General features: G+C 39.6%; 23 protein-coding genes. 17 read left to right on the forward strand and 6 right to left on the reverse strand.

Annotation, left to right across the window (positions count from 1 at the left end; translation table 11 throughout):
- The first annotated feature begins 15 nt into the window (after positions 1 to 15).
- Entirely contained in the window at positions 16 to 1,227 is a 1,212-nt protein-coding gene (gene fabB, locus CUB63_RS00540; RefSeq protein ID WP_006533354.1) for a beta-ketoacyl-ACP synthase I, read from the forward strand.
- Between the two features lie 562 nt (positions 1,228 to 1,789).
- On the opposite strand, the gene CUB63_RS00545 is transcribed toward fabB, so the two are convergent.
- A complete protein-coding gene (locus CUB63_RS00545) occupies positions 1,790 to 2,710 on the reverse strand; it encodes a DMT family transporter (RefSeq protein ID WP_072063201.1) in 921 nt (306 codons plus the stop codon).
- Positions 2,711 to 2,831: 121 nt separating this feature from the next.
- On the opposite strand from CUB63_RS00545, the gene CUB63_RS00550 reads away from it, so the two are divergent.
- The 11 genes from CUB63_RS00550 (at position 2,832) to CUB63_RS00600 (ending at position 13,560) form a co-directional block, all read left to right on the forward strand.
- On the forward strand, positions 2,832 to 3,614 hold the full coding sequence (locus CUB63_RS00550; protein ID WP_072063200.1) for an AraC family transcriptional regulator: 783 nt from the start codon (positions 2,832 to 2,834) through the stop codon (positions 3,612 to 3,614).
- A 149-nt stretch (positions 3,615 to 3,763) separates the two neighbouring features.
- Positions 3,764 to 4,906 (forward strand): 4-phosphoerythronate dehydrogenase PdxB, encoded by a 1,143-nt coding sequence (gene pdxB / locus CUB63_RS00555; protein ID WP_109847236.1) that lies wholly within the window; start codon positions 3,764 to 3,766, stop codon positions 4,904 to 4,906.
- A gap of 44 nt (positions 4,907 to 4,950) precedes the next feature.
- Positions 4,951 to 5,961, forward strand: a complete 1,011-nt coding sequence (locus CUB63_RS00560) for an aspartate-semialdehyde dehydrogenase (RefSeq protein ID WP_109847237.1) — start codon at positions 4,951 to 4,953, stop codon at positions 5,959 to 5,961.
- Positions 5,961 to 6,845 (forward strand): tRNA pseudouridine(38-40) synthase TruA, encoded by an 885-nt coding sequence (gene truA, locus CUB63_RS00565; RefSeq protein WP_006533347.1) that lies wholly within the window; start codon positions 5,961 to 5,963, stop codon positions 6,843 to 6,845. The genes CUB63_RS00560 and truA overlap by 1 nt, the downstream gene beginning before the upstream one ends.
- A gap of 24 nt (positions 6,846 to 6,869) precedes the next feature.
- Entirely contained in the window at positions 6,870 to 7,571 is a 702-nt protein-coding gene (locus CUB63_RS00570; RefSeq protein WP_109399883.1) for a DedA family protein, read from the forward strand.
- A 169-nt stretch (positions 7,572 to 7,740) separates the two neighbouring features.
- A complete protein-coding gene (gene accD / locus CUB63_RS00575) occupies positions 7,741 to 8,703 on the forward strand; it encodes an acetyl-CoA carboxylase, carboxyltransferase subunit beta (protein WP_072063195.1) in 963 nt (320 codons plus the stop codon).
- Complete coding sequence (gene folC / locus CUB63_RS00580; RefSeq protein ID WP_006533342.1) at positions 8,696 to 9,994, forward strand: bifunctional tetrahydrofolate synthase/dihydrofolate synthase; 1,299 nt, start codon at positions 8,696 to 8,698, stop codon at positions 9,992 to 9,994. Before accD ends, folC begins: the two co-directional genes overlap by 8 nt.
- A complete protein-coding gene (gene dedD / locus CUB63_RS00585) occupies positions 9,984 to 10,634 on the forward strand; it encodes a cell division protein DedD (RefSeq protein ID WP_006533341.1) in 651 nt (216 codons plus the stop codon). Before folC ends, dedD begins: the two co-directional genes overlap by 11 nt.
- 185 nt (positions 10,635 to 10,819) lie before the next feature.
- Complete coding sequence (gene cvpA, locus CUB63_RS00590) at positions 10,820 to 11,311, forward strand: colicin V production protein (RefSeq protein ID WP_023581692.1); 492 nt, start codon at positions 10,820 to 10,822, stop codon at positions 11,309 to 11,311.
- Positions 11,312 to 11,341: 30 nt separating this feature from the next.
- Positions 11,342 to 12,859: an amidophosphoribosyltransferase gene (gene purF / locus CUB63_RS00595; RefSeq protein WP_109847238.1), complete on the forward strand. Its 1,518-nt coding sequence runs from the start codon at positions 11,342 to 11,344 to the stop codon at positions 12,857 to 12,859.
- Positions 12,860 to 12,978: 119 nt separating this feature from the next.
- Entirely contained in the window at positions 12,979 to 13,560 is a 582-nt protein-coding gene (locus CUB63_RS00600; protein WP_109847239.1) for a UbiX family flavin prenyltransferase, read from the forward strand.
- A 98-nt stretch (positions 13,561 to 13,658) separates the two neighbouring features.
- Here the strand turns inward: CUB63_RS00600 and CUB63_RS00605 are convergent, their stop codons facing one another.
- Both CUB63_RS00605 and CUB63_RS00610 read right to left on the reverse strand, forming a co-directional pair.
- Positions 13,659 to 14,564, reverse strand: coding sequence for a TIGR01777 family oxidoreductase (locus CUB63_RS00605; protein WP_006533334.1), 906 nt, complete (start codon positions 14,562 to 14,564; stop codon positions 13,659 to 13,661).
- Between the two features lie 66 nt (positions 14,565 to 14,630).
- The gene (locus CUB63_RS00610) at positions 14,631 to 15,245 is read right to left on the reverse strand and encodes a glutathione binding-like protein (RefSeq protein WP_109847240.1); all 615 of its coding nucleotides are present in this window, start codon (positions 15,243 to 15,245) and stop codon (positions 14,631 to 14,633) included.
- Positions 15,246 to 15,442: 197 nt separating this feature from the next.
- On the opposite strand from CUB63_RS00610, the gene yfcD reads away from it, so the two are divergent.
- Positions 15,443 to 15,985, forward strand: a complete 543-nt coding sequence (yfcD, locus tag CUB63_RS00615) for an NUDIX hydrolase YfcD (RefSeq protein WP_072063189.1) — start codon at positions 15,443 to 15,445, stop codon at positions 15,983 to 15,985.
- Here the strand turns inward: yfcD and CUB63_RS00620 are convergent.
- Complete coding sequence (locus CUB63_RS00620) at positions 15,982 to 17,028, reverse strand: LacI family DNA-binding transcriptional regulator (protein WP_006533330.1); 1,047 nt, start codon at positions 17,026 to 17,028, stop codon at positions 15,982 to 15,984. The two genes, yfcD and CUB63_RS00620, sit on opposite strands and share 4 nt — an antisense overlap.
- A 227-nt stretch (positions 17,029 to 17,255) precedes the next feature.
- Between CUB63_RS00620 and CUB63_RS00625 the strand changes: the two genes are divergently transcribed.
- The 4 genes from CUB63_RS00625 (at position 17,256) to alr (ending at position 20,696) form a co-directional block, all read left to right on the forward strand.
- Entirely contained in the window at positions 17,256 to 17,699 is a 444-nt protein-coding gene (locus CUB63_RS00625; protein WP_006533329.1) for a PTS sugar transporter subunit IIA, read from the forward strand.
- 29 nt (positions 17,700 to 17,728) lie between these two features.
- Complete coding sequence (locus tag CUB63_RS00630) at positions 17,729 to 18,016, forward strand: PTS sugar transporter subunit IIB (protein WP_069367973.1); 288 nt, start codon at positions 17,729 to 17,731, stop codon at positions 18,014 to 18,016.
- Positions 18,017 to 18,026: 10 nt separating this feature from the next.
- Positions 18,027 to 19,283 (forward strand): PTS ascorbate transporter subunit IIC, encoded by a 1,257-nt coding sequence (locus CUB63_RS00635; protein WP_006533327.1) that lies wholly within the window; start codon positions 18,027 to 18,029, stop codon positions 19,281 to 19,283.
- Between the two features lie 189 nt (positions 19,284 to 19,472).
- Positions 19,473 to 20,696 (forward strand): alanine racemase, encoded by a 1,224-nt coding sequence (alr, locus tag CUB63_RS00640; protein ID WP_006533326.1) that lies wholly within the window; start codon positions 19,473 to 19,475, stop codon positions 20,694 to 20,696.
- A 72-nt stretch (positions 20,697 to 20,768) separates the two neighbouring features.
- On the opposite strand, the gene CUB63_RS00645 is transcribed toward alr, so the two are convergent.
- A complete protein-coding gene (locus CUB63_RS00645; RefSeq protein WP_071788551.1) occupies positions 20,769 to 20,912 on the reverse strand; it encodes a Hok/Gef family protein in 144 nt (47 codons plus the stop codon).
- 412 nt (positions 20,913 to 21,324) lie between these two features.
- Entirely contained in the window at positions 21,325 to 23,469 is a 2,145-nt protein-coding gene (gene pta / locus CUB63_RS00650; RefSeq protein ID WP_109847241.1) for a phosphate acetyltransferase, read from the reverse strand.
- Positions 23,470 to 23,528 lie beyond the last annotated feature (59 nt).

Consider the following 23,528-nt stretch of genomic DNA (forward strand, 5'->3'; position numbering starts at 1 on the left):
TGTAAAGAGGTATGAATGAAGCGCGCAGTGATCACGGGTCTGGGTATTGTTTCGAGCATTGGTAATAACCAGAAAGAAGTGCTGGATTCTTTAAAAGAAGGTCGTTCCGGGATAACTTTCTCAGAAGAATTTAAAGAGATGGGGCTTCGTAGCCACATTTGGGGCAACGTTAAGCTTGATACTGAAGGTCTTATTGACCGTAAAATCCGCCGTTTTATGAGCGACGCATCGGTTTATGCCTATTTATCTATGCAAGAAGCGATAGCAGATTCAGGTCTGAGTGAAGACCAAGTTTCTAATATTCGTTCAGGTTTAGTCGTAGGGTCTGGTGGTGGTTCTCCACGTAATCAGGTTCAAGGTTCTGATGGCATGAGAGCAAAAGGTCTACGTGGCGTAGGTCCTTATATGGTGACTCGTGCAATGGCATCGGGTGTTTCAGCGTGTTTAGCAACACCTTTTAAAATTAAAGGCGTTAACTATTCAATCAGTTCTGCTTGTTCAACATCAGCACACTGTATTGGTCACGCCGTTGAGCTTATCCAATTAGGCAAACAAGACGTTGTGTTTGCAGGTGGTGGCGAAGAGTTAAGTTGGGAAATGACCTGCGAATTTGACGCAATGGGCGCACTTTCAACCAAATATAACGACACACCAAGTAAAGCTTCCCGTACTTACGATAAAAACCGTGATGGTTTTGTTATTGCTGGTGGTGGCGGTATTGTGGTTGTTGAAGAGTTAGAGCACGCATTAGCGCGTGGCGCACATATTTATGCTGAAGTTGTGGGTTATGGTGCAACTTCCGATGGCGCAGATATGGTTGCTCCTTCAGGTGAAGGTGCTGTGCGTTGTATGCAAATGGCAATGCAAGATGTTGAGAAAGTTGATTACATCAATACACATGGTACTTCAACGCCAGTGGGTGATTTAAAAGAGTTGGAAGCTATCACTGAAGTATTTGGTACACATACACCAGCTATTTCAGCCACTAAAGCGATGACTGGCCACTCATTAGGTGCGGCTGGTGTACATGAAGCAATTTATAGCTTATTGATGTTAGAGCACGGTTTTATTGCACCAAGCATTAATATTGAAGAATTAGACGATAAAGCACAAGGTATGAATATCATTACTCAGCCAACAGAACAGAAGTTGGAGACTGTAATGTCAAATAGCTTTGGTTTTGGTGGTACTAATGCTTCATTAGTCATGAGTAAATATAAAAATTAGTTGGTTATACTTATACTTTCTTATTAAAAAAGCAGGCTTCATTTTAATGGAGTCTGCCTTTTTATTTTAAAATCACAAGTTAAAATAAATTATTATTCTAATAAAGATACTTTTCGCATAAAAAAATATTTAAAAAAGATTATATAAATAATCTTTAAAAAGCCTTTCTAATAGTTACTTATTTTTATTATTCTAAAAAATAGATGGTTTTTTTATAACTAATTGTTTTAAATGATTAAATAAAGTCAATTGTGTTTTATTTCAATCGTTTGATTTTATTGTAACTAAAATCACTAAATGTTTTGTTTTATATGAAGTTAGGTTAATAGAAAGGGCTAATAGGACAAAAAGAGCTGTAAAAAATTGATCTGGATTATTTTATTATGAATAAGTAGAAGCTATTTAATATAAAAGTTGGTAATGTTTGCTACGGATACTTGTATTACTTTATATTTTATACTTTGATTTCTTGTGTCAGTTTTATTTATTAAACCGAACATTATGAATGTGACCGGCTAAGAATTTAGCCGGCATTTTTTATTGTTGTCTTTTTGACATTGACTCACATCTCCTGATGACAATCTGCTTTTTTTTGAGCAGACTGACGTCGGAAATTTAGTGGTGTTCTAAGTTGTTGCACTAAGAGCACACCTAGTAACACAATCCCCCCACCCACTAAGTGATAACTATGCATTTCTTCACCAAGAAGTGCGATAGCAATCATTGCAGTAAATAATGGCATTAGGTTCATAAAAATAGAGGTTGTGTTTGCACCTAATTTCATCACACCTAAAATCCACAGATAAGGTGCAAGAATAGAAGCTCCGATACCTGCAAAGATAACCAATCCAATATTATCTTTTGTTAATGCAACACTTTCGGCAAGAAAGAAGTTTGGCAATAATAACAGAACACCAAATCCAATTTGCACATAAAGTGATTGCCAGTTAGGTAGTGTGATTGACCATCGTTTTGTTAATACACCATAAAGAGCGTATGACGCCGAAGCTATAAACATCATCAATTCACCATAACCCAAGCCTTGGGAAAGTAACTGAGAGGGTTCGCCACGGCTAATTAGCCAAACTAAGCCACTAATTGAAAGCACAGTGCCTAAAACAATACCTACCGTAGGTACAACACGTAAAACAAAAATACTAATAATGACGGTTAATAATGGGATAAGAGAATTTAGTATCCCCATAAATGTTGCGCTAACATAATGTGCAGCATAATAAGCCAAACTCTGGTACATCACCATTCCTAATGCACCAAGAATAAATAATTTCCACCAATATTGTTTGACGGTTTTACGATGATGCCAAACTGGCATAATCAAAAAAGGTGTCATAATTAAAAAGGCGAGAAACCAACGATAAAAAGAGATAGCCGCAGGATCGATAACAGACGCAGCTGCTTTATTTACGACGGCATTAATGGACCAGATCAGTACCGCTAAAAGCGGAAATATTGCGTTTTTCATTGTTCTCACATCTATTTTTAAACCAGGTTGCTATTGTAAGCTTGTCTGATTAGATATATATAATGAAAACCAGACAACAGATAGGCCAATAAAGACAACATGACAAGAGAACAACATAACGATGACAATTGAACAACAAAAAATGCAATGGTTATTGTCTGATCCAGATACAGTCCGATTTCGTGATGAGCAACTATTAGCTGAAACTGAGTTTGTTTATCATCAGCATGACTTTGGTCAGTTACTTTATGTGATCTCTGGTGTCATGGATTTAGAAGCCGGAGGACAGCGGTTTTTAGCACCACCAGAATTTAGTGTATGGATCCCAAAAAATATAGGGCACGCTAGTTACAATAAAAAAACACTCTCTTTTAAAGTGCTAGATATCGCGCCAAGCTGGTGTGATGGATTATTAGATAAACCTTGTTTGATCCAATTAAGTGCTATTTTTTCAACCATATTTTCCGACTTCTTTCATCGTGGTGTGTGTAAACCACAAACAGAAGAAGATTTTCGCTTAGCCCAAGTATTGATTGATCAACTTAAAGTTTCGCCAATACATCATACTTACTTACCCTCTTCTAAAGATAAATTACTTGCTCCCATACTTTCTGTATTAGAGCAGGATCCAGCGGATAATACCTCATTAGAAGAATGGGCTAAAAAACGTTATACCTCAGAAAGAACACTCTCTCGCCGTTGCCAACAAGAATTAGGTATGTCATTTAGTGAATGGCGTAAACGTCTACGCTTTTTACATGCAATTTCTTTACTAGAGCAAGGGAAAAGTGTGAATGAAATTGCATTTGATGTTGGATATAGCTCTTCATCTTCTTTTATTGCGATGTTTCAACAATTTGCTGGTACAACACCCGAACGTTTTCGTCGATTACCTAATTGTTAAGCTTTCTTTTCATTTATTTACTTAAAATCTAGGTGGATTTTACTGTCAATAATAGGCTTTGCGGTGAATAAGTGGCAAAATAGACCGCTTAATTTTATTTTTCGATTGATTGTTTACACACATAAATACCAAATCAGTGAGATAACACCGTGAAAATTCTGGTTGATGAAAATATGCCTTATGCGGAACAACTTTTCCGCCAATTAGGTGAGGTAAAAGCTGTTTCTGGGCGCCCATTACCTACTGATGAGCTTAATGATTCTGATGCCTTAATGGTGAGATCAATTACTAAAGTCAATAAATCCTTATTATCAGGCAAGCCAGTGAAATTTGTTGGAACGGCGACTGCGGGTTTCGATCATGTCGATATTTCATGGTTAGAACAGCAACAAATTGGTTTTTCATCAGCCCCAGGCTGTAATGCTATTGCGGTCGTTGAATATGTGTTTTCGGCACTGATGATGCTAGCAGAGCAAGATGGCTTCCAATTAACCGATAAAGTCGTCGGTATTGTGGGGGTGGGAAATGTAGGTGGACGGTTAGCTACACGTTTACGTGCATTGGGTGTCAATGTATTACTTTGCGATCCACCTAGAGCAGATAATGGTGATAATGAAGAATTTCATTCATTGGAAACGCTATTAGAAAAAGCGGACATTCTGACTTTCCATACACCTCTCAATAAATCAGGTCCATACAAAAGTTATCATTTAATTAATGAGAGCAACCTCGAAAAATTACCTGAAGGACGTATTTTAATTAATGCGAGTCGTGGCGAGGTTGTTGATAATCAAGCATTATTGTCTGTACTCGAGAAAGGTAAATCTTTACGTGTGGTATTAGATGTTTGGGAGCCAGAGCCTGATCTTTCTATTGAATTATTAAATAAAGTCGATATAGGTACCCCACATATTGCGGGTTATACCTTAGAAGGCAAAGCACGCGGTACAACACAAGTATTTGAGGCTTACTGTGATTTTATTGGACAGCCTCAACAAGTTGAATTATCAACCTTGTTGCCAGCACCGACTATTTCAATAATTTCAATACAAGGTGAGTTAACACAAACACTTTTAAAACAACTGATCCACCTTGTTTATGATGTGCGTCGTGATGATGCGCCATTACGAAAGGTAGCAGGTATAAAAGGGGAGTTTGATAAATTACGCAAACTTTATCCTGTACGTCGTGAATGGTCTTCACTACATGTAATTTGTGATAACCAAACCACGGCCAATACATTAAGTGCGATTGGTTTTAGTGCTACATACAAAAGTGCGACACGCAAATAAAGCACAACATTATTTTTAAAATTTATGGTATTGGAGGATATCTTATGGGAGAAGGTTGGAATATCGCAGTTGTTGGTGCAACAGGCGCTGTTGGTGAAGCGATTTTAGAACTGCTACAAGAGCGTGAATTTCCCATTGGTGAACTGACGGCAATCGCAAGTGAAGACAGTATTGGAAAATCAGTGCGTGTAAACAGTAAAAGTGTTGCTGTTCAAGGTATTTACAATATCGAATGGGCAGATATTCAATTAGCTTTTTTTGCGGCGCCAACAGAAATCAGTGCGCAATACGCACAACAAGCCGCTGATGCTGGCTGTATTGTTATTGATTGTAGTGGCATCTTTGCAATGGATTGGGATGTGCCATTGGTTGTTCCTGGTGTGAACAGTGCAATGCTAGCGGAATATCGTACGCGTAATATTGTTTCTATTGCTGATAGCATGGTGAGCCAATTATTACGTGCCATTAATCCACTAACAGAGTCTGCGGGTTTAACGCGCCTTAGTGTGACTAACTTAATGTCTGTTTCTCGTTTTGGGAAACAAGCCGTAGATGAACTCGCAGGGCAAAGTGCTCGTTTACTTAACGGTATTCCTCCTGAATTAGGCCGTTTTAATAAGCAATTGGCATTTAATATTTTACCTTTAATGGTTGATGACGAAGGTTCTATACAAGAAGAGCGTCGTATGGTTGATCAAATTCGTAAAATTTTACAAGATGAAGGCTTGCCAATTTCTGTGACTACACTGCAAGCGCCTGTTTTCTATGGTAATGCACAGTCAGTACAATTAGAAACCTCACGCCCAATGGGAAGTGATGAAGCACGTGAAGCATTACAAGAAAGTGAAGATCTTAATATCAGTGATGAAAATGATTTTCCAACACAAGTCACTGATGCATCTGGTAATGTGAGTTTGAATTTAGGCTGTTTCCGTAATGATTATGGTATGCCAGAAGCTTTGCAATTTTGGTCAGTAGCAGATAACGTGCGCTTTGGCGGGGCATTAATGGCTGTTGAAGTAGCAGAGCAATTAATGCAGGAGCAGTTTTACTAATGAATGCGCAAGTGAGTGCTGAAGTGGCAGAACAGCCTTTGACTGAGTCAGCGGTTACTTCTGAAAGCACAACAATCAAAATTGCTTTAGGCGTTGAATATGATGGTAGTCGCTATTATGGCTGGCAACGCCAAAATGAAGTGCGCAGTGTACAAGAACGGCTAGAAAAAGCACTTTCACAAGTGGCTAATGAGCCTATATCTGTGTTTTGTGCGGGAAGAACTGATGCTGGCGTACATGCAACGGGACAAGTTGTCCATTTTGAAACAACTGCGCACCGCAAAGATCCTGCATGGACAATGGGAGTTAACACTCATTTACCTGCGGATATCGCTGTACGTTGGGTAAAAACAGTTGCTGATGATTTTCATGCTCGCTTTAGTGCAACGGCAAGACGTTATCGCTATGTTATTTTTAATCATCGCTATCGTCCCGCTATATTATCATCTGGAGTGACGCATTTTCATTACCCTTTAGATGCTGAGCGTATGCACCAAGCTGCGCAATGTTTACTGGGTGAAAACGATTTTACCTCTTTTAGAGCCGTTCAATGTCAATCGCGAACGCCATGGCGTAACGTTATGCATATCAATGTTTCTCGATATGGTGACTATGTTGTTGTGGACATTAAAGCGAATGCGTTTGTTCATCATATGGTGAGAAATATTGTTGGCAGCCTTTTAGAAATAGGGTGTGGCAATCAGGATATTACTTGGATGGCTGAATTATTAGCCTTAAAAGACAGAACTAAAGCCGCTGCAACAGCTAAAGCGAATGGATTGTATTTAGTTTCTGTGGATTATCCTGATCATTTTGAATTACCAAAACCTGCAATGGGCCCACTATTTTTAGCGGATAACCCTATTGAGATATCTCAATCATAAAGACACCCAGTTCTCTGAGGATTTATGGATATATTAACGCAATTTGTTGATCTGATAAAATTTCTAATTGATTTTATTTTACATATTGATGCGCATTTAGCAGAGCTTGTCGCGCAATATGGTACATGGGTCTATGCCATTTTGTTTCTAATTGTTTTTTGTGAAACAGGGCTTGTGGTAACACCTTTCTTACCTGGAGACTCCTTATTATTCGTTGCTGGCGCTTTAGCTTCATTAGAAACCAATGATGTTAATGTCCATATTATGGTTTTACTGCTACTTTGTGCTGCCATTTTAGGTGATGCAGTAAACTATTCTATAGGGCGACTTTTTGGCGAAAAGCTATTTAGTAAGCCTAATTCACGTATTTTCCGTCGTGAATATCTGGATAAGACCCATGCTTTTTATGAAAAACATGGTGGTAAGGCGATTATTTTGGCAAGATTCGTGCCGATTATCCGAACTTTTGCGCCATTCGTTGCAGGAATGGGAAAAATGTCATATCGTCATTTTGCCTTTTATAATGTTACTGGGGCAATTGCATGGGTACTGCTATTTACTTATGCGGGATACTTTTTTGGTGACTTAGATATAGTTCAAAAGAACTTAAAATTGCTAATTGTTGCCATTATTGTTATTTCTATTTTACCGGGCGTCATTGAGATCATACGCCATCGCAGAGCGAGCGCAAAAGCGAAGAAAGAAAGTGATAGCAAAGAGGTTTGAGCAGTTATCATTAGTTTTTGCCGTAGAATAGCCATAATAAAGAGATGCGCTGAAATTCAGTAAGCGGTATCATCATAAACTTTGCTAACCACACAGCCAGTGCATTGTGGTTGATACGCTCACAATAATTTTACTGGCGAAGGTCAGATTCAGACGAAAAGGTCCGTTAATGAGCTGGATTGAAAAAATTCTAAATAAAAGCACTATCACAAGTTCACGTAAAGCCAATATCCCGGAAGGGGTTTGGACTAAATGTGATAGCTGTGGACAGGTACTCTATCGCGCAGAATTAGAGCGTAATTTAGAGGTTTGTCCTAAATGTGATCACCATATGCGCATTTCAGCGCGCCGTCGCCTTGAGACTTTCCTTGATACAGGAAGCACAACAGAATTAGGTAGCGAATTAGAACCTAAAGATATTCTGAAATTCCGCGACTCTAAAAAATATAAAGACAGAATTAGCGCTGCTCAAAAACAAACGCAAGAAAAAGATGCATTAGTTGTTATGAAAGGAACGCTAAAAAAGATGCCAGTTGTTGCTGCATCCTTTGAGTTTGCGTTTATGGGTGGTTCAATGGCTTCTGTTGTAGGGGCGCGTTTTGTTCGTGCTGTTGAACAAGCACTAGAAGATAACTGCCCATTAGTTTGCTTCTCTGCAAGTGGTGGCGCTCGTATGCAAGAAGCGCTGATGTCATTAATGCAAATGGCAAAAACCAGTGCAGCATTAGCAAAAATGCAGGAACGTGGCTTACCTTATATTTCTGTCATGACTGACCCTACAATGGGGGGCGTTTCTGCAAGTCTAGCGATGTTAGGTGATATCAATGTTGCTGAACCTAAAGCACTGATTGGTTTTGCAGGTCCTCGAGTTATTGAGCAAACAGTACGTGAAAAGCTACCTGCTGGTTTCCAACGTAGTGAGTTCCTACTAGAAAAAGGGGCGATTGATATGATTATTCGCCGCCCTGAAATGCGTGATGAACTAGCTGAATTACTGGCTAAGCTGACTCAGTATGATTTAGTCGAAGATGAAGATGAAATCATTAGTGAAGAAATGATTGCTGATGAAATTGAATCTACAGATAACGAGCCAGAAATTAACATCGAAACGAATAAAAAAGAAGATGTCTAATATCATAACTGCTCCTAAAGCCACATCGCCTTTGTCGGTGTGGCTTTCTTATCTTGAACATTTACACTCCAGCGCTATTGATATGGGGTTAGAACGAGTAGGCAAGGTAGGAAAAATATTAAATGTGTTACGTCCTGCACCTAAGGTAATCACTGTCTCAGGTACAAATGGAAAAGGCACAACCTGTCATATGCTCGAATCAATCTTGATGGCATCAGGATTGAAAGTCGGCGTTTATAGTTCCCCTCATCTTGTGCGTTATACAGAACGCGTTCGTATTCAAGGCAAAGAACTTTCCGAAGGTGCTTTTTGCGAAGTTTTTGCAGAAATTGAACAAGCTAGAGGCGATATTTCGCTGACTTTTTTTGAATATGGCACTCTGGCTGCGCTGAAGCTATTTCAACAAGCGCAACTTGATGTGGTTATTCTTGAGGTAGGATTAGGTGGCCGATTAGATGCAACGAATATCGTTGATGCAGATATTGCGGCTATCACTAGTATTGCACTCGATCATACGGATTGGTTAGGTGCAGATAGAGAACATATTGGTCACGAGAAAGCCGGTATTTTCCGTGCTAATCACTACGCTGTTGTGGGTGAACCGGATATGCCTCATTCCATAGCCCAAGTTGCCAATGAAAAACACGCTAAGCTTTTCCGTCGAGGAACGGATTGGTCTTTTGCTATTGAAGGTGAGCACTGGCATTGGCGTTGTGTTGACTGTGAATTTGATGCGTTACCAATCCCTAATATTCCGCTAGCCAATGCGGCGACAGCAATGGGAGTTATTTGTTGCTTGCTCAGATCTGATGACAAAGTCAGCCAAGCAATAACAGAACAAAGTATTGTCGAAGGTATGTCCCATGCACAATTACCGGGTCGTTTTCAGGTAATTTCGCAACATCCTCTGGTTATCTTTGATGTGGCTCATAATCCTCATGCTGCAGGATATTTAGCGGAAAAATTATCACAATTACCACAAAAATCTGATACTCAGATGCGTATTGTTGTTGGTATGCTGGGTGATAAAGATATTGCAGGAACATTAGCGTGCTTAACACCATTAGCTGATCATTGGTATGTCGCTCCACTTAATGAGTTTCGTGGTGCTTCTGCTGAGGTGTTAGCTCAGCATCTTGATAAGCCAATGGTATTCGATAGTGTTGAAAATGCATGGCAACAAGCAATCTCTGATGCTGCTCCTAATGATATTGTTGTGGTTTGTGGCTCATTTCATACAGTCGCACATATAATGGAACTTTTGGAAAAGGAGAGTGTGGGTGGCAAGTAAATTTCAAAATCGCTTAGTCGGTGCCGTTGTATTGGTGGCAGTAGGAGTTATTTTTTTACCTGCTCTACTCGACGGCGATAAGAAATATAACGAAGACCAGTTCGCCTCTATTCCTTTAGTACCTAAACCAGGCGATGAGCAAGAAATAGAATCTATCGCCCCGATAGAGCAAACCTCAGTGCCTTCTACTCCATCAGAAGGTGCATCTGAAGGTATGCTTTCTGAAGCAGTGACTGGCGTTGAGCAATCTACCGTTACAACACCTGAATCACCCGCTGTTGTACCTGTTACACCAGTAGAACCACCACAACAACCAACGCCTACACCAGAGTCTCCAACTGTGGTGACTCCACCCGTACAACCACCAACACCGCCAGTGCAAGAAACTAAGCCACCGAAAGGCGAAGCTTGGGTTGTTCAATTAGGTGCGTTGAAAAATGCGGCGAAGGTAGAAGAAATTATTGCGAAAATGCATTTCTCAGGTTATCCAGTATATACCATACCCGCCCGCCCAGTTGCAGGACAAGTGACTCGAATTTACATTGGTCCTAGTGCATCTAAGTCAGAATTACAGGCTATTTTGCCTCATTTAAAAGAGCTTACGGGTTTACAAGGTGAGGTAAGGGCATATAAGCCTTAATTTTTTCTAAACGAGTCATCAGATGAGTAATGTAACAAAGCGTTAACTTATTGCGGCGATTATGATTTTTCATATCGCCGTAAATTATTTTGAAATTAGCGAAAATTAGCATTACGCAAACGTTTTCGTTTTCTGTTAGAATGCTTCCGTATTAATGCGGAGCATCATTATTGGATAAAGAATTTATGGTCTGGATAGATTACGCCATCATTGCCATTATTGGTTTTTCCGCATTAGTCAGCCTGATCCGTGGCTTTGTTCGTGAAGCATTGTCACTCATCACCTGGGGTTGTGGTTTCTTTGTTGCTAGTCAGTTTTATCCTTATCTTGCCGTCTATTTTACCCGGTTTGAAGATGAGCTGGTTCGTAACGGGATTGCAATAGTCACGTTATTTATTGCGACACTGATTGTCGGTGCTGTTGTGAATTATGTGATTAGCTCTCTTGTTCAACGCACAGGGTTATCAGGTACAGATCGTGTATTGGGGGTCTGTTTCGGGGCTTTAAGAGGCGTGCTGATAGTTTCAGCATTACTTTTTGTTTTAGGCGCGTTTACGCCTATGGCAGATAGCGCTGATTGGCAACGTTCTGAGCTTATTCCTCAATTCAACCATATTATTAGGTGGTTCTTTGACTACCTACAAAATGCGTCAAGTTTCGTGTCGGAGAGAATATAACCTCTCCGTCTGGCTGATGAGGATCTATTCATGTGCGGTATTGTCGGTATCGCTGGAGCTAATCCAGTAAACCAATCAATTTATGATGCGTTAACGGTGTTACAACACCGGGGTCAAGATGCAGCAGGCATTGCAACGATAGACGGTAACAATGGTTTCCGTCTTCGCAAAGCAAACGGACTGGTTAAAGATGTGTTCGAAACCCGTCATATGTTGCGTTTAAAAGGTACTATCGGGATAGGGCATGTCCGTTACCCAACAGCGGGTAGTTCTAGTGCATCAGAAGCGCAGCCTTTTTATGTGAATTCCCCTTTTGGTATTACGTTGGCGCATAATGGTAATTTAACCAATGCGCATTTATTACGTCGCCAATTATTTGAAACAGCGCGTCGCCATATCAATACCACCTCTGATTCTGAAATCCTGCTCAATGTATTGGCATATGAATTAGACCGTTTTGACCATTTCCCGCTTGAGCCTGATAATATTTTTGCAGCCGTTGCGGCAATGCATAAAAAACTCCGCGGTGCTTATGCTTGTGTTGCTTTGATTATCGGCCATGGTTTACTGGCTTTTCGTGATCCCTTTGGTATCCGTCCTTTAGTATTGGGTAAACGCACCTTAGAAGATGGTCGCCATGAATATATGGTCGCATCTGAAAGTGTTGCGCTTGATACTTTAGGTTTTGAATTCTTGCGTGATGTTGCACCGGGTGAGGCGATTTATATCACAGAGCAAGGGCAACTCTTTACTCGCCAATGTGCCGAAAATCCGCAATTAATTCCTTGTTTATTTGAGTATGTTTATTTTGCTCGTCCTGATTCGTTTATCGATAAAATTTCAGTTTATAATGCACGTTTACGTATGGGGCAGAAATTAGGCGCTAAAATTGCCAAAGAGTGGGATGATTTACACATTGATGTTGTGATCCCCATTCCTGAAACATCTTGCGATATAGCCTTAGAAATTGCGCATATTCTCAACAAACCTTATCGCCAAGGTTTTGTCAAGAATCGCTATGTTGGTCGTACTTTTATTATGCCAGGTCAGCAAGAGCGTCGTAAGTCAGTGAGACGTAAACTGAATGCAAATCGTGCAGAGTTTCGTGATAAAAATGTTCTGTTGATTGATGATTCCATTGTACGTGGCACCACATCAGAGCAAATCGTCGAACTCGCAAGAGAAGCGGGTGCGAAGAAAGTCTATTTTGCCTCAGCAGCGCCAGAAGTTCGCTTCCCGAATGTGTATGGTATTGATATGCCAAATGCCAATGAGCTTATTGCCCATGGACGTGAAGTGGATGAAATTCGTAAATTAATTGGTGCTGATGGACTTATTTTCCAAGATCTCACTGATTTAATCGCTGCGGTACAAGAAGAGAATCCTGATATCACTCAGTTTGAATGCTCTGTATTTGATGGTGTTTATGTTACGAAAGATATCGACCAAGATTACTTGGATTATTTAGAAAATCTACGTCGTGATGATGAACATAAAATTCGTGATCAGAATGAAATAGAAAATTTGGAAATCTATAACGAAGGCTAATTTTTCGGTAAGATATCTCCCTTATAAAGCGTCGATGTCAGTGTGTTCTGCATCGACGCTTGTTTTTTGAGGGTTAATCATCATAATGATTAACAAAGATATATATTCTGAGGATTATAATGAAAAAGCTGATAGTTGGGCTAACCGGCGCCAGTGGTGCAATTTACGGTATACGTTTATTAGAGATACTAAAATCTGTGCCGTCAGTTGAAACCCATCTAGTGATTAGCCAAGCTGCACGCCGTACTATTTCATTAGAAACCGATTATTCGCTAAAAGATATTCATGCTTTAGCGGATGTGATTTATGACGATCGTGATATTGGTGCATCTATCTCTTCTGGCTCATTTCGTGTCAATGGAATGGTCATATTACCTTGTTCTATCAAAAGTTTGTCAGGTATTGTTCATAGTTATACAGATACCTTAGTCACTCGTGCAGCAGATGTCGTACTTAAAGAAGGGCGTAAACTAGTCTTATGTGTGCGTGAAACACCGCTTCATTTAGGGCATTTACGATTGATGACACAAGCATCTGAAATAGGTGCAGTGATTATGCCACCAGTTCCAGCTTTCTATTTTCAGCCTAAAACTATTGATGATATTGTTAATCAAACAGTTAATCGTGTGCTTGATCAATTTGAGATTGATTTACCTGATGATTTATTTCAACGGTGGGAAGGGGATAAACCTGCTCGCTAAAGATATTCGTCATACTTCAAGATGCAACGTAGTCAACAACGTTGCATCTTGAATTATTTAGAGTATTTATTCCAACTGATTGAGAATAGAAAAAGAGATTATTTTCCTGTGGTAATAATATCTTTTAATGCCTCTTCTAAGTGTGGGTAACGAAATTCAAAGCCAGCACTGAGTAATTTTTCAGGTATAGCTTGTTGCCCGCCTAACACCAATGTAGCGCTTTCTCCCATCACTAGACGTAATACACTTTCAGGAACTGTCATTAAGGCTGGGCGATTAAAAACTTTTCCTAATAGGCGAGTAAATTCTTTATTTTGTACTGGGTTAGGCGCTGTTAAGTTAAAAGCGCCTTTAGCATCTTGAGTATTAAGCAAGAAAATAATTGCACTGACCATATCATCAATATGGATCCACGGCATATATTGTTTTCCACTTCCCAATTTGCCACCTAATCCTAATTTAAAGGGTTTACTCATTTTAGGTAGTGCGCCACCGAGAGTTGAAAGTACAATCCCTGTACGCAACAAGCAAACTCGAGTTAATGGTGTTTGAGCTTCAAGTGCAATGCGTTCCCATTTAGCACAAAGCTCATGTGTAAATTCAGGATTTGCAGGCGTCTCTTCTGTGACTCTAGTATCACCTTGATCACCATAAAAACCTACGGCGGAGCCAGAAATAAAAACAGCGGGTGGGGAGTCGCTAGCATTAATCAAATCAACCAATTTCTGGGTTAAATGACAACGACTATTAATCAGTTTCTGTTTTTGAGAGGGTGTCCAACGTTTATCAGCAATAGGCTCTCCAGCAAGATTAATGACGGCATCAAACTCATTAAGATCCTGTTTATCGTTGAGTTGAGTCCAGCAGGTGATTTCATTACAAAAATGCGAATAAACTTTTTGAGGCGAACGAGAAAGCACCGTAATATCATTCTTGGCGAGTGCTAGCTCACAAACTAATGCTTTGCCTATTAATCCTGTACCACCAGTGATAAGTATTTTCATCACAATCCTCCTGATCTGCTTGCTTGATAAAGAATAAATATCATCCTGATATATGAATTGCTTGTATTAACTAAAGATTTTTTTCGTTGCTGGACGCTGATTAATGTTGTTTAGCCATTTAGCAATTGCTGGATAATTTGTTAAATCGATATTGTGGTGATCGTGCAAACGAGCCCATGTATATGTAGCGATATCCGCAATGCTGTACTCTTCTCCACCAAGATAAGGTGACTGTGCTAATCGTTTCTCTAATACGCTATATAGACGCTGTGTTTCTTCAGTATAACGCTTAATGGCATAAGGGGCTTTTTCTGTGGCATAACGGGTGAAGTGGTGATTTTGTCCCAACATCGGACCAAATCCACCTACTTGCCAAAACAACCATTGTAGTTGCGTTGTTTTTTCTCGTAAATGTTGACTGAGTAGTTTGCCACTTTTTTCAGCTAGATAGATAAGAATAGCACCTGATTCAAAAATAGAGATAGGTTCACCTCCATCAATAGGTGAGTTATCTATAATTGCGGGAATTTTATTATTGGGTGAAATGGCTAAAAATTCAGGTTTAAATTGATCGCCTTTACTAATATCGATGCGATGTAACTGATAAGGTATGCCTGTTTCTTCAAGAAAAAGCGTTATTTTTTGGCCATTTGGGGTATCTGCATAATATAAATCAATCATAAAAGCTCCAAAATAAAGTAGGCACTAAATACACAACATAATCACAGTCTGCCTTTTAACATCATAAAAAGCAAAAAAGTGCAAGATGGATAAAATAAGTCACGTATGATTATTGTAGTGGTGAAAAATAGTGATTTTGGTATATTCAGGATAAAAATTACGATCGTTTAGTATCGGTTAAAAAAGGTTTGTTGAGGATGGAACAAGAAAAGACGGCATTGGTTGAATGGGTTGATATTGTTGATGATAAAAATGAAGTCGTTGCACAAGCAACACGTCAACAAATGCGAGCTGAAAACCTAAGACATAGAGCAACTTATATCGTTGTTCATGATGGAATGGGGAAAATCTTGGCGCAGCGTCGAACTGAAACAAAAGATTTTTACCCTGGTTGGTTAGATGCGACTGCGGGTGGTGTGGTTCAACAAGGTGAGAATTTACTTGAAAGTGCGCGTCGTGAAGCAGAAGAAGAGCTAGGTATTGCTGGAGTCCCTTTTGCTGAGCATGGTCAATTTTATTATGATGATGAAAGTTGTCGTGTCTGGGGAAGCTTGTTTAGTTGTGTTTCTCATGGACCTTTCGCACTACAAGCAGAAGAAATAGAGGAAGTGTGTTGGCTAACTCCCTCTGAAATTACTGAGCGCTGTGATGAATTCACGCCTGATTCATTAAAAGCCCTTTCTCTTTGGTTAACACGTAATAACAGTACACGCCTAGAAAGTAGAGAAACCGTAGACTAAGGGGTGCTTTGTCCTAGCTCAAATCGATATGCATAGTTGATAACGGTATCTTCAAATATAGCGTTATCATCTTCGTCTCTTAAACGTTGTAAAAGTGCTATCAGATGTTTTCCTGCCTCTTTTCCCATTTTGTGATAATCAAAACGAATTGTTGTGAGAGAAGGGGAGATCTGATCGCTATTTTCTGAGCCTTCTAAACACGCGATAGCCAGATCTTGTGGGATCTTAATTAATCGACGTTGACACTCAAAAATCATACCTAGTGCAATACTCTCATGACTACAAATAACCGCATCTAGTTCAGGTTGGCGCAATAAAATTTCTGTTAACGCTTGCCGACCGTATGCCATAGACGCGGGATCAGGCGTAGTGACACTTTGCTCAGCATTTAAATAATTTTTGAGTAATGCGCGTGACCAACCTGTTATTTGCTGATGATGCAGGCGCTGGCCTTGTAACGCACCAATATAGCCAATACAACGCTTTCCTTGGGAGACTAAATGGTTTGTTAAATCATATGCGGCTTGCTCATAAGAACAATCAATACTAATAGCCGCTTGTTCGTCTGATTGACTGGCAACACTGACAACGGGCACATTGGCATTACTGATATGTAAAAAATGAGTTGGGCTAAGCTGTGAACCAAAAGCAACTAATGCAGCAGGATTACTTTGCAATAGCATATTAATCACATCATTGGCTTTATGAGGTTGATGCTCATAGCAACCAACTAAAATTTGATACTGATGGCGATTGAGTATTTGTTGTAAAGATTGCATAAAATCTGCACTTGCTCTATCTGTAAAAGAGGGCAACAGGACAGCAATAATATGACTTTGTGCTGAAGCTAAAGCACCGGCCGAGGCATTAGGAATATAACCAAGTTCTTCTACGGCTAGATTAACTTTTTCTCTTAACTTATCAGAAACGAGTTCAGGGGTTCGTAATGCACGCGAAACGGTCATTGAACCGACTCCAGCGTGTTTAGCGACATCTTGTAATGTGACGCGGCCTGTATTTCGGCGCTTACGTGTTTTGATCATGTGTAATTATGCTTGTTTAACCTATTTGATTAACGGCAGATCCTACCTGAAATCTTCCTATTATGCTGAAACAATACAGTGTCAATAGTTGGCATTTTCTGCAATTAACATTTCATTAAAATGATAGCGCTATCACAATTACGAATGATCTATCTAGATAGCGCTACCATTAATGATTACTATCCTTAATAACGAAGCTCAAAGAGAGTCTGATCGAGGTTATAAATATGCTTAAAACGTTATTAACACCGGATATGGTGCAAGTGGTGCCAAACGTTAGTGATTGGCGAGAGGCTGTAAAAGTGGCGTGTCAGCCATTAATTGATAAAGGCTATATTGAACCTCGTTATATCGATGCAATTTACAAATCACACGAGAAAATAGGGCCATATTATGTATTAGGTCCTGGGATTGCGATGCCTCATGCGCGCCCCGAAGATGGTGTTAATCAACTTTCGCTTGCTTTAACTATTGTTGAGCAAGGGGTTGAGTTTGGTGCAGACGAAAACGATCCGGTGAAATTACTGATTGTTTTGGCTGCAACAGATAACGACAGCCATATTAATGCCATTATGAAATTAGCCGAACTTTTTGATAACGATACAGATATTCAAAAGTTATTTAATGCGAAAAGCAAAGTGGATGTCTTATCTGTTATCAACAACTATTAATAACAATTTAAATTACCAAGGGGAATATCATGAAAATTACTGTTGTGTGTGGAAATGGTTTAGGTAGTAGCTTAATGATGGAAATGAGCATCAAAAGCATTTTAAAAGATCTTTCTGTAAATGCTGAAGTTGATCACGTTGATCTGGGGTCAGCAAAAGGTACACCAAGTGATATCTATGTAGGTACGCGTGATATTGCAGAACAACTTAATTCACAAGCAGTAAATGGGAAAGTTGTTTCACTGGATAACATGATTGATAAAGTAGCGATGAAAGAGAAGCTTTCAGTCGCGTTACGTGAATTAGGCGCGTTATAAGGAGCCTATCATGGACTTTTTCCGCTTTCTAATGAGTGATGTGCTTTCAGAGCCTGCTATTTTAGTTGGTTTGATCGCATTAATTGGTTTAATTGCCCAAAAAAAACCAGTTACAGAATGTATTAAAGGTACCGTAAAAACCATTATGGGGTTTGTGATTTTAGGTGCTGGCGCAGGTCTTGTCATTAACTCACTGGGTGATTTCTCAACGATTTTCCAACATGCATTCGGTATTCAAGGCGTTGTGCCTAATAATGAGGCAATTGTCTCTATTGCACAAAAAAGCTTTGGTAAAGAGATGGCATTAATCATGTTTTTTGCCATGTTGATTAATATCTTAATTGCACGTTTAACACCGTGGAAATTTATTTTCTTAACAGGTCACCATACATTATTTATGTCGATGATGGTGGCGGTTATTTTGGCAACTGCGGGCTTAGAAGGCACAGTGTTAGTTGCGGTAGGTTCATTAGTTGTTGGGATTTCAATGGTATTTTTCCCAGCCATTGCACATCCTTATATGAAAAAAATTACTGGCTCTGATGATGTTGCATTAGGACACTTTTCCACTATTTCTTATGTCGTTGCCGGCTTTATCGGCAGTAAATTTGGTAATAAAGAGCATTCAACTGAAGAGATGAATGTCCCTAAAAGCCTACTATTTTTACGTGATACACCCGTTGCCATTGCTTTCACTATGGGAATTATTTTTATCATTACCTGTTTATTTGCGGGCGATACTTTTGTTCGTGAAGTCAGTGGTGGTAAAAACTGGTTTATGTTCTCATTGATGCAATCGATAACCTTTGCAGCAGGGGTTTATATTATTCTGCAAGGTGTACGTATGGTTATTGCTGAAATTGTTCCTGCATTTAAAGGTATTTCAGATAAATTAGTCCCTAATGCAAAACCAGCGTTAGATTGCCCAGTCGTATTCCCTTATGCACCCAATGCCGTATTAGTCGGTTTTTTAAGTAGCTTTGCGGCGGGTGTTATTGGCATGTTTATTCTGTATGCCTTAGATTGGACAGTGATCATTCCGGGGGTTGTTCCTCATTTCTTTGTGGGCGCCACCGCAGGGGTATTTGGTAATGCAACCGGTGGACGTCGCGGTGCAATTTTAGGTGCTTTTGTTCAAGGTTTATTGATTACATTCTTACCTGTATTCCTATTACCTGTACTTGGAGATATCGGTATTGCTAACACCACATTTAGTGATGCAGACTTTGGTGTTATCGGTATTCTGTTAGGTATTATTGTTCGCTGATTGTTTTAAGAATTAAGATACATCAACGCCTCATTGAGATTAATTCATTGGGGCGTTTTTTTATATGAATTTATATGTTTATTTTATGAATAACAATGCTATTATCCTGAGTGAATATTCACATTGTGTATATTTTCGTACCTAATTATAAAAATAGGTTTAACATCACAATCACTAAGGAAAAAGAAGATGTCTTTCGGTATTCGATATCTTGCGTTGTTACCACTTTTTGTTATCACTGCTTGTCAACAACCCGTTAATCACAATCCACCAGTGGCTCAAACTGCTCAAGTTCAGCCTGCAATCGTGAATAACTCATGGATTGAAATCTCACGTAGTGCGCTCGATTTTAATGTAAAAAAAGTTCAATCACTTTTAGGTGATAAATCCTCACTTTGTGCCGTTTTAAAAGGCGATGCATATGGTCATGATTTATCATTAGTTGCCCCGGTTATGATTGAAAACAATGTGCAATGTATTGGTGTAACGAATAACCAAGAGCTAAAAGAAGTTCGTGATCTTGGGTTTCAAGGTCGTTTAATGCGAGTACGTAATGCTACAGAGCAGGAAATGGCTCAGGCGACAAGCTATAACGTAGAAGAATTAATTGGTAACTTAGATATGGCTAAGAAATTAGATGCCATTGCTAAACAGCAAAATAAAGTGATCCCTATTCATCTTGCCTTAAATTCAGGTGGAATGTCTCGTAATGGCTTAGAGGTCAATAACAAAGCAGGGCTTGAAGAGGCGAAGCAAATTGCTCAATTAGCTAACCTTAAAGTGGTTGGTATTATGTCTCATTATCCTGAAGAAGATGCTGATAAAGTAAGAGAAGATCTCGCTCGTTTTAAACAGCAATCACAAAAGGTATTGGATGTTACAGGGCTAAATCCTAAAGAGGTTACTCTGCATATGGCAAATACTTTTGCCACAATTACCGTACCTGGATCCTGGTTAGATATGGTGCGTGTAGGCGGAATTTTCTATGGCGATACCATTGCAAGTACAGATTACAAACGCGTAATGACGTTTAAATCCAACATTGCTTCAATCAATTATTATCCTAAAGGCAATACTGTTGGTTATGATCGCACTTACACACTAAAACGTGATTCAGTATTAGCTAATATTCCTGTCGGTTATGCAGATGGTTATCGTCGAGTATTTAGTAATGCGGGACATGCTTTAATTGGTGGCCAACGTGTGCCTGTTTTAGGTAAAACGTCAATGAATACGGTGATTGTTGATATTACCGATCTTAAAAATATCAAATCAGGGGATGAAGTCGTGTTTTTTGGTAAGCAAGGTAATGCAGAGATCACGGCTGAAGAGATTGAAGATATTAGTGGTGCGCTGTTTACAGAGATGTCGATTTTGTGGGGAGCGACAAATCAGCGTGTATTGGTGGATTAAAGTAGGGTGCTTGTAACCACAAAACGCAACAACGTGTCATGAGAAATTGTGGGGGAACTTTCCCCCACAAAGCTATTTATCGCAAGATAAAGTCGCTTGAACTACTGTATGACCACTACGAATATTGAAAGAGCATAATCTTTCATGTCTAAGTAGTGATAAACACAGTGCTGTCATGCAGACAGCAATCAGCCCTATCAGGGCAAATTTAGTCATTTCTCTTGACTCTCCTTTTTAAAGGAGACAGAATCGACGTTGTTGGGCGTTGAGACTGCCTCGGATTTTAGTAAATTAAAATTCGGGGCTTTCGTCTTTTTGGCGCTCGCAAATGCTTGAACCAAAACGATCCAAGCACCCACCTGCATACTAACAGAAATCGACCTCATTCCTATCTTTTTTTGAATAAAAACAATATAAATAAACGATTAAAATCAATGTGTTATTTGTGTTTTTATTGGGTGTTTATATGAGGAATGTCTCTTGATACTCCTTTATAAAGGAGAGAGAACTGATGTTGTTGAGTGTTGAAACTGCTTCGGATTTTAGTTAAATAGAAAATCCGTAGAATAAAAAACGCCAGATGAAATTAATCATCTGGCGTGGTTCTAATTGAAGTGAACTTCAATAATTATGCGTTTTCTTGTTGGCTTGCTTGAATTGCTGTTAACGCAACGGTGTAGACGATATCGTCTACTAATGCACCACGAGAAAGGTCATTCACTGGTTTACGCATACCTTGTAACATTGGTCCGATTGAAACCAAGTCAGCTGAACGTTGTACCGCTTTATAAGTGGTGTTACCGGTGTTCAGATCAGGGAAGATAAACACAGTTGCTTTACCTGCAACTGGTGAGTTTGGTGCTTTAGATTTAGCAACATCAGCCATAACAGCTGCGTCGTATTGTAAAGGACCATCAATCATCAGATCAGGGCGTTTTTCTTGTGCTAAACGTGTCGCTTCACGAACTTTCTCTACATCGCTACCTGCACCAGAGTTACCAGTAGAATAAGAGATCATCGCAACGCGTGGGTCGATACCGAATGCAATTGCAGAGTCTGCAGATTGAATTGCGATTTCAGCCAGTTGTTCTGCTGTTGGATCTGGGTTAATTGCACAGTCACCATAAACATAAACTTGTTCAGGTAACAGCATAAAGAACACAGAAGACACTAATGAGCTACCTGGTGCAGTTTTGATTAACTGTAATGGTGGGCGAATAGTGTTAGCAGTTGTATGAACAGCACCAGAAACTAGGCCGTCTACTTCGCCTTTTTCTAGCATTAATGTGCCTAGAACAACGTTATCTTCTAACTGTTCACGAGCAACAACTTCTGTCATACCTTTATTTTTGCGTAGTTCAACTAAGCGAGGTACATAGATTTCACGCACTTCTTTAGGATTGACTAACTCAATACCTGTGCCTAATTCAACACCTTGTGCAGTTGCTACGCGACGAATTTCTTCAGGATCACCTAACAGTACGCAAGTCGCGATACCACGATCAGCACAAATTGCTGCGGCTTTAACAGTACGTGGCTCATCACCTTCTGGTAAAACGATACGTTTTTTCGCTTTACGTGCTAATTCTGTTAATTGATAACGGAATGCTGGTGGTGATAAACGGTTAGGGCGTTCAGAGTTAGCAGTCAGTGAATCAATCCATTGTGTATTGATATGTTGAGCAACGTAGTTCTGAATTTTTTCAATACGTTCATGGTCATCAGCAGGCACTTCTAAGCTAAAGCTTTGCAGATTTAAAGAGGTCTGCCAAGTGTTCGCATTAACCATAAAGATTGGTAAACCAGTTTCGAATGCACGTTCACAAAGTTGTTTGATAGGCGCATCGATTTGGTAACCACCAGTTAGTAGGATTGCACCAATTTCAACGCCATTCATTGCAGCAAGGCACGCTGAAACTAATACATCTGGGCGATCCGCTGAAGTCACTAAAAGTGAACCTGGACGGAAGTGCTCTAACATGTGTGGAATACTGCGGGCACAGAAAGTGACAGACTTAATACGACGAGTTTCAATATCGCCTTTATTGACGATAGTCGCATTTAAGTGTTTTGCCATATCTGTTGCACGAGTAGCGATTAAATCGAAGTTCCATGGAATGCAACCCAGTAAAGGCAGGGGGCTGTTTTTTTCGATGGTTTTTAAATCGACATTAGAGATAATCGCTTTACTTGAATCATCAAAGATTTCAGATAAGTCAGGGCGAGTACGGCCTTGATCATCAACAGGTGCATTTAGTTTGTTAACAATAACACCAGTGATATTTTGGTTTTTTACACCGCCGAATTCAGCACGCGCAAATTCGATACGCTCTTTTAGCTGTTCAACCGTGTTGTTACCTAGCGCAGTAACAAAAACAATTTCAGCACCTAATGTTTTTGCAATTTCATAGTTTAATGATTGTGCAAAAGGGTGCTTACGCATAGGTACCAGACCTTCGATGAGAACAACTTCTGCATCAGTGGTATTTTCATGGTATCTAGCAACAATTTCTTCCATCAAAACATCTTTTTGGTTTGAGCTGAGTAGAGACTCAACATAATCCATGTTTAAAGGTTCTGATGATTGAATAGTGGAGTGAGAGTGGATAATCGCAGTTGTCTGATCTAAAGCGCCTTTTACACGAGGTTGTGCAATTGGTTTGAACACGCTAAGGCGAACGCCTTTTTGTTCCATAGAACGGATAACACCCAAGCTGACGCTGGTTAAACCTACGCGTGTATCAGTTGGGACTAACATAATTGTACGGGACACGGAAACCTCTTTAAATATCGGTTGCTCGTTATGTAAAACAGTACTGCCAGCATGACACT

This window comes from Proteus penneri (assembly GCF_003144535.1).
Classification (GTDB): Bacteria; Pseudomonadota; Gammaproteobacteria; order Enterobacterales; family Enterobacteriaceae; genus Proteus; species Proteus penneri.

Bases quoted from the DNA above. Each gene is read 5' to 3' on its own strand.
- fabB (WP_006533354.1), top strand. From the start codon at position 16: ATGAAGCGCGCAGTGATCACGGGTCTGGGTATTGTTTCGAGCATTGGT.
- CUB63_RS00545 (WP_072063201.1), bottom strand. From the start codon at position 2,710: ATGAAAAACGCAATATTTCCGCTTTTAGCGGTACTGATCTGGTCCATT.
- CUB63_RS00550 (WP_072063200.1), top strand. From the start codon at position 2,832: ATGACAATTGAACAACAAAAAATGCAATGGTTATTGTCTGATCCAGAT.
- CUB63_RS00560 (WP_109847237.1), top strand. From the start codon at position 4,951: ATGGGAGAAGGTTGGAATATCGCAGTTGTTGGTGCAACAGGCGCTGTT.
- truA (WP_006533347.1), top strand. From the start codon at position 5,961: ATGAATGCGCAAGTGAGTGCTGAAGTGGCAGAACAGCCTTTGACTGAG.
- CUB63_RS00570 (WP_109399883.1), top strand. From the start codon at position 6,870: ATGGATATATTAACGCAATTTGTTGATCTGATAAAATTTCTAATTGAT.
- accD (WP_072063195.1), top strand. From the start codon at position 7,741: ATGAGCTGGATTGAAAAAATTCTAAATAAAAGCACTATCACAAGTTCA.
- folC (WP_006533342.1), top strand. From the start codon at position 8,696: ATGTCTAATATCATAACTGCTCCTAAAGCCACATCGCCTTTGTCGGTG.
- cvpA (WP_023581692.1), top strand. From the start codon at position 10,820: ATGGTCTGGATAGATTACGCCATCATTGCCATTATTGGTTTTTCCGCA.
- purF (WP_109847238.1), top strand. From the start codon at position 11,342: ATGTGCGGTATTGTCGGTATCGCTGGAGCTAATCCAGTAAACCAATCA.
- CUB63_RS00600 (WP_109847239.1), top strand. From the start codon at position 12,979: ATGAAAAAGCTGATAGTTGGGCTAACCGGCGCCAGTGGTGCAATTTAC.
- CUB63_RS00605 (WP_006533334.1), bottom strand. From the start codon at position 14,564: ATGAAAATACTTATCACTGGTGGTACAGGATTAATAGGCAAAGCATTA.
- CUB63_RS00610 (WP_109847240.1), bottom strand. From the start codon at position 15,245: ATGATTGATTTATATTATGCAGATACCCCAAATGGCCAAAAAATAACG.
- yfcD (WP_072063189.1), top strand. From the start codon at position 15,443: ATGGAACAAGAAAAGACGGCATTGGTTGAATGGGTTGATATTGTTGAT.
- CUB63_RS00620 (WP_006533330.1), bottom strand. From the start codon at position 17,028: ATGATCAAAACACGTAAGCGCCGAAATACAGGCCGCGTCACATTACAA.
- CUB63_RS00625 (WP_006533329.1), top strand. From the start codon at position 17,256: ATGCTTAAAACGTTATTAACACCGGATATGGTGCAAGTGGTGCCAAAC.
- CUB63_RS00630 (WP_069367973.1), top strand. From the start codon at position 17,729: ATGAAAATTACTGTTGTGTGTGGAAATGGTTTAGGTAGTAGCTTAATG.
- CUB63_RS00635 (WP_006533327.1), top strand. From the start codon at position 18,027: ATGGACTTTTTCCGCTTTCTAATGAGTGATGTGCTTTCAGAGCCTGCT.
- alr (WP_006533326.1), top strand. From the start codon at position 19,473: ATGTCTTTCGGTATTCGATATCTTGCGTTGTTACCACTTTTTGTTATC.
- CUB63_RS00645 (WP_071788551.1), bottom strand. From the start codon at position 20,912: ATGACTAAATTTGCCCTGATAGGGCTGATTGCTGTCTGCATGACAGCA.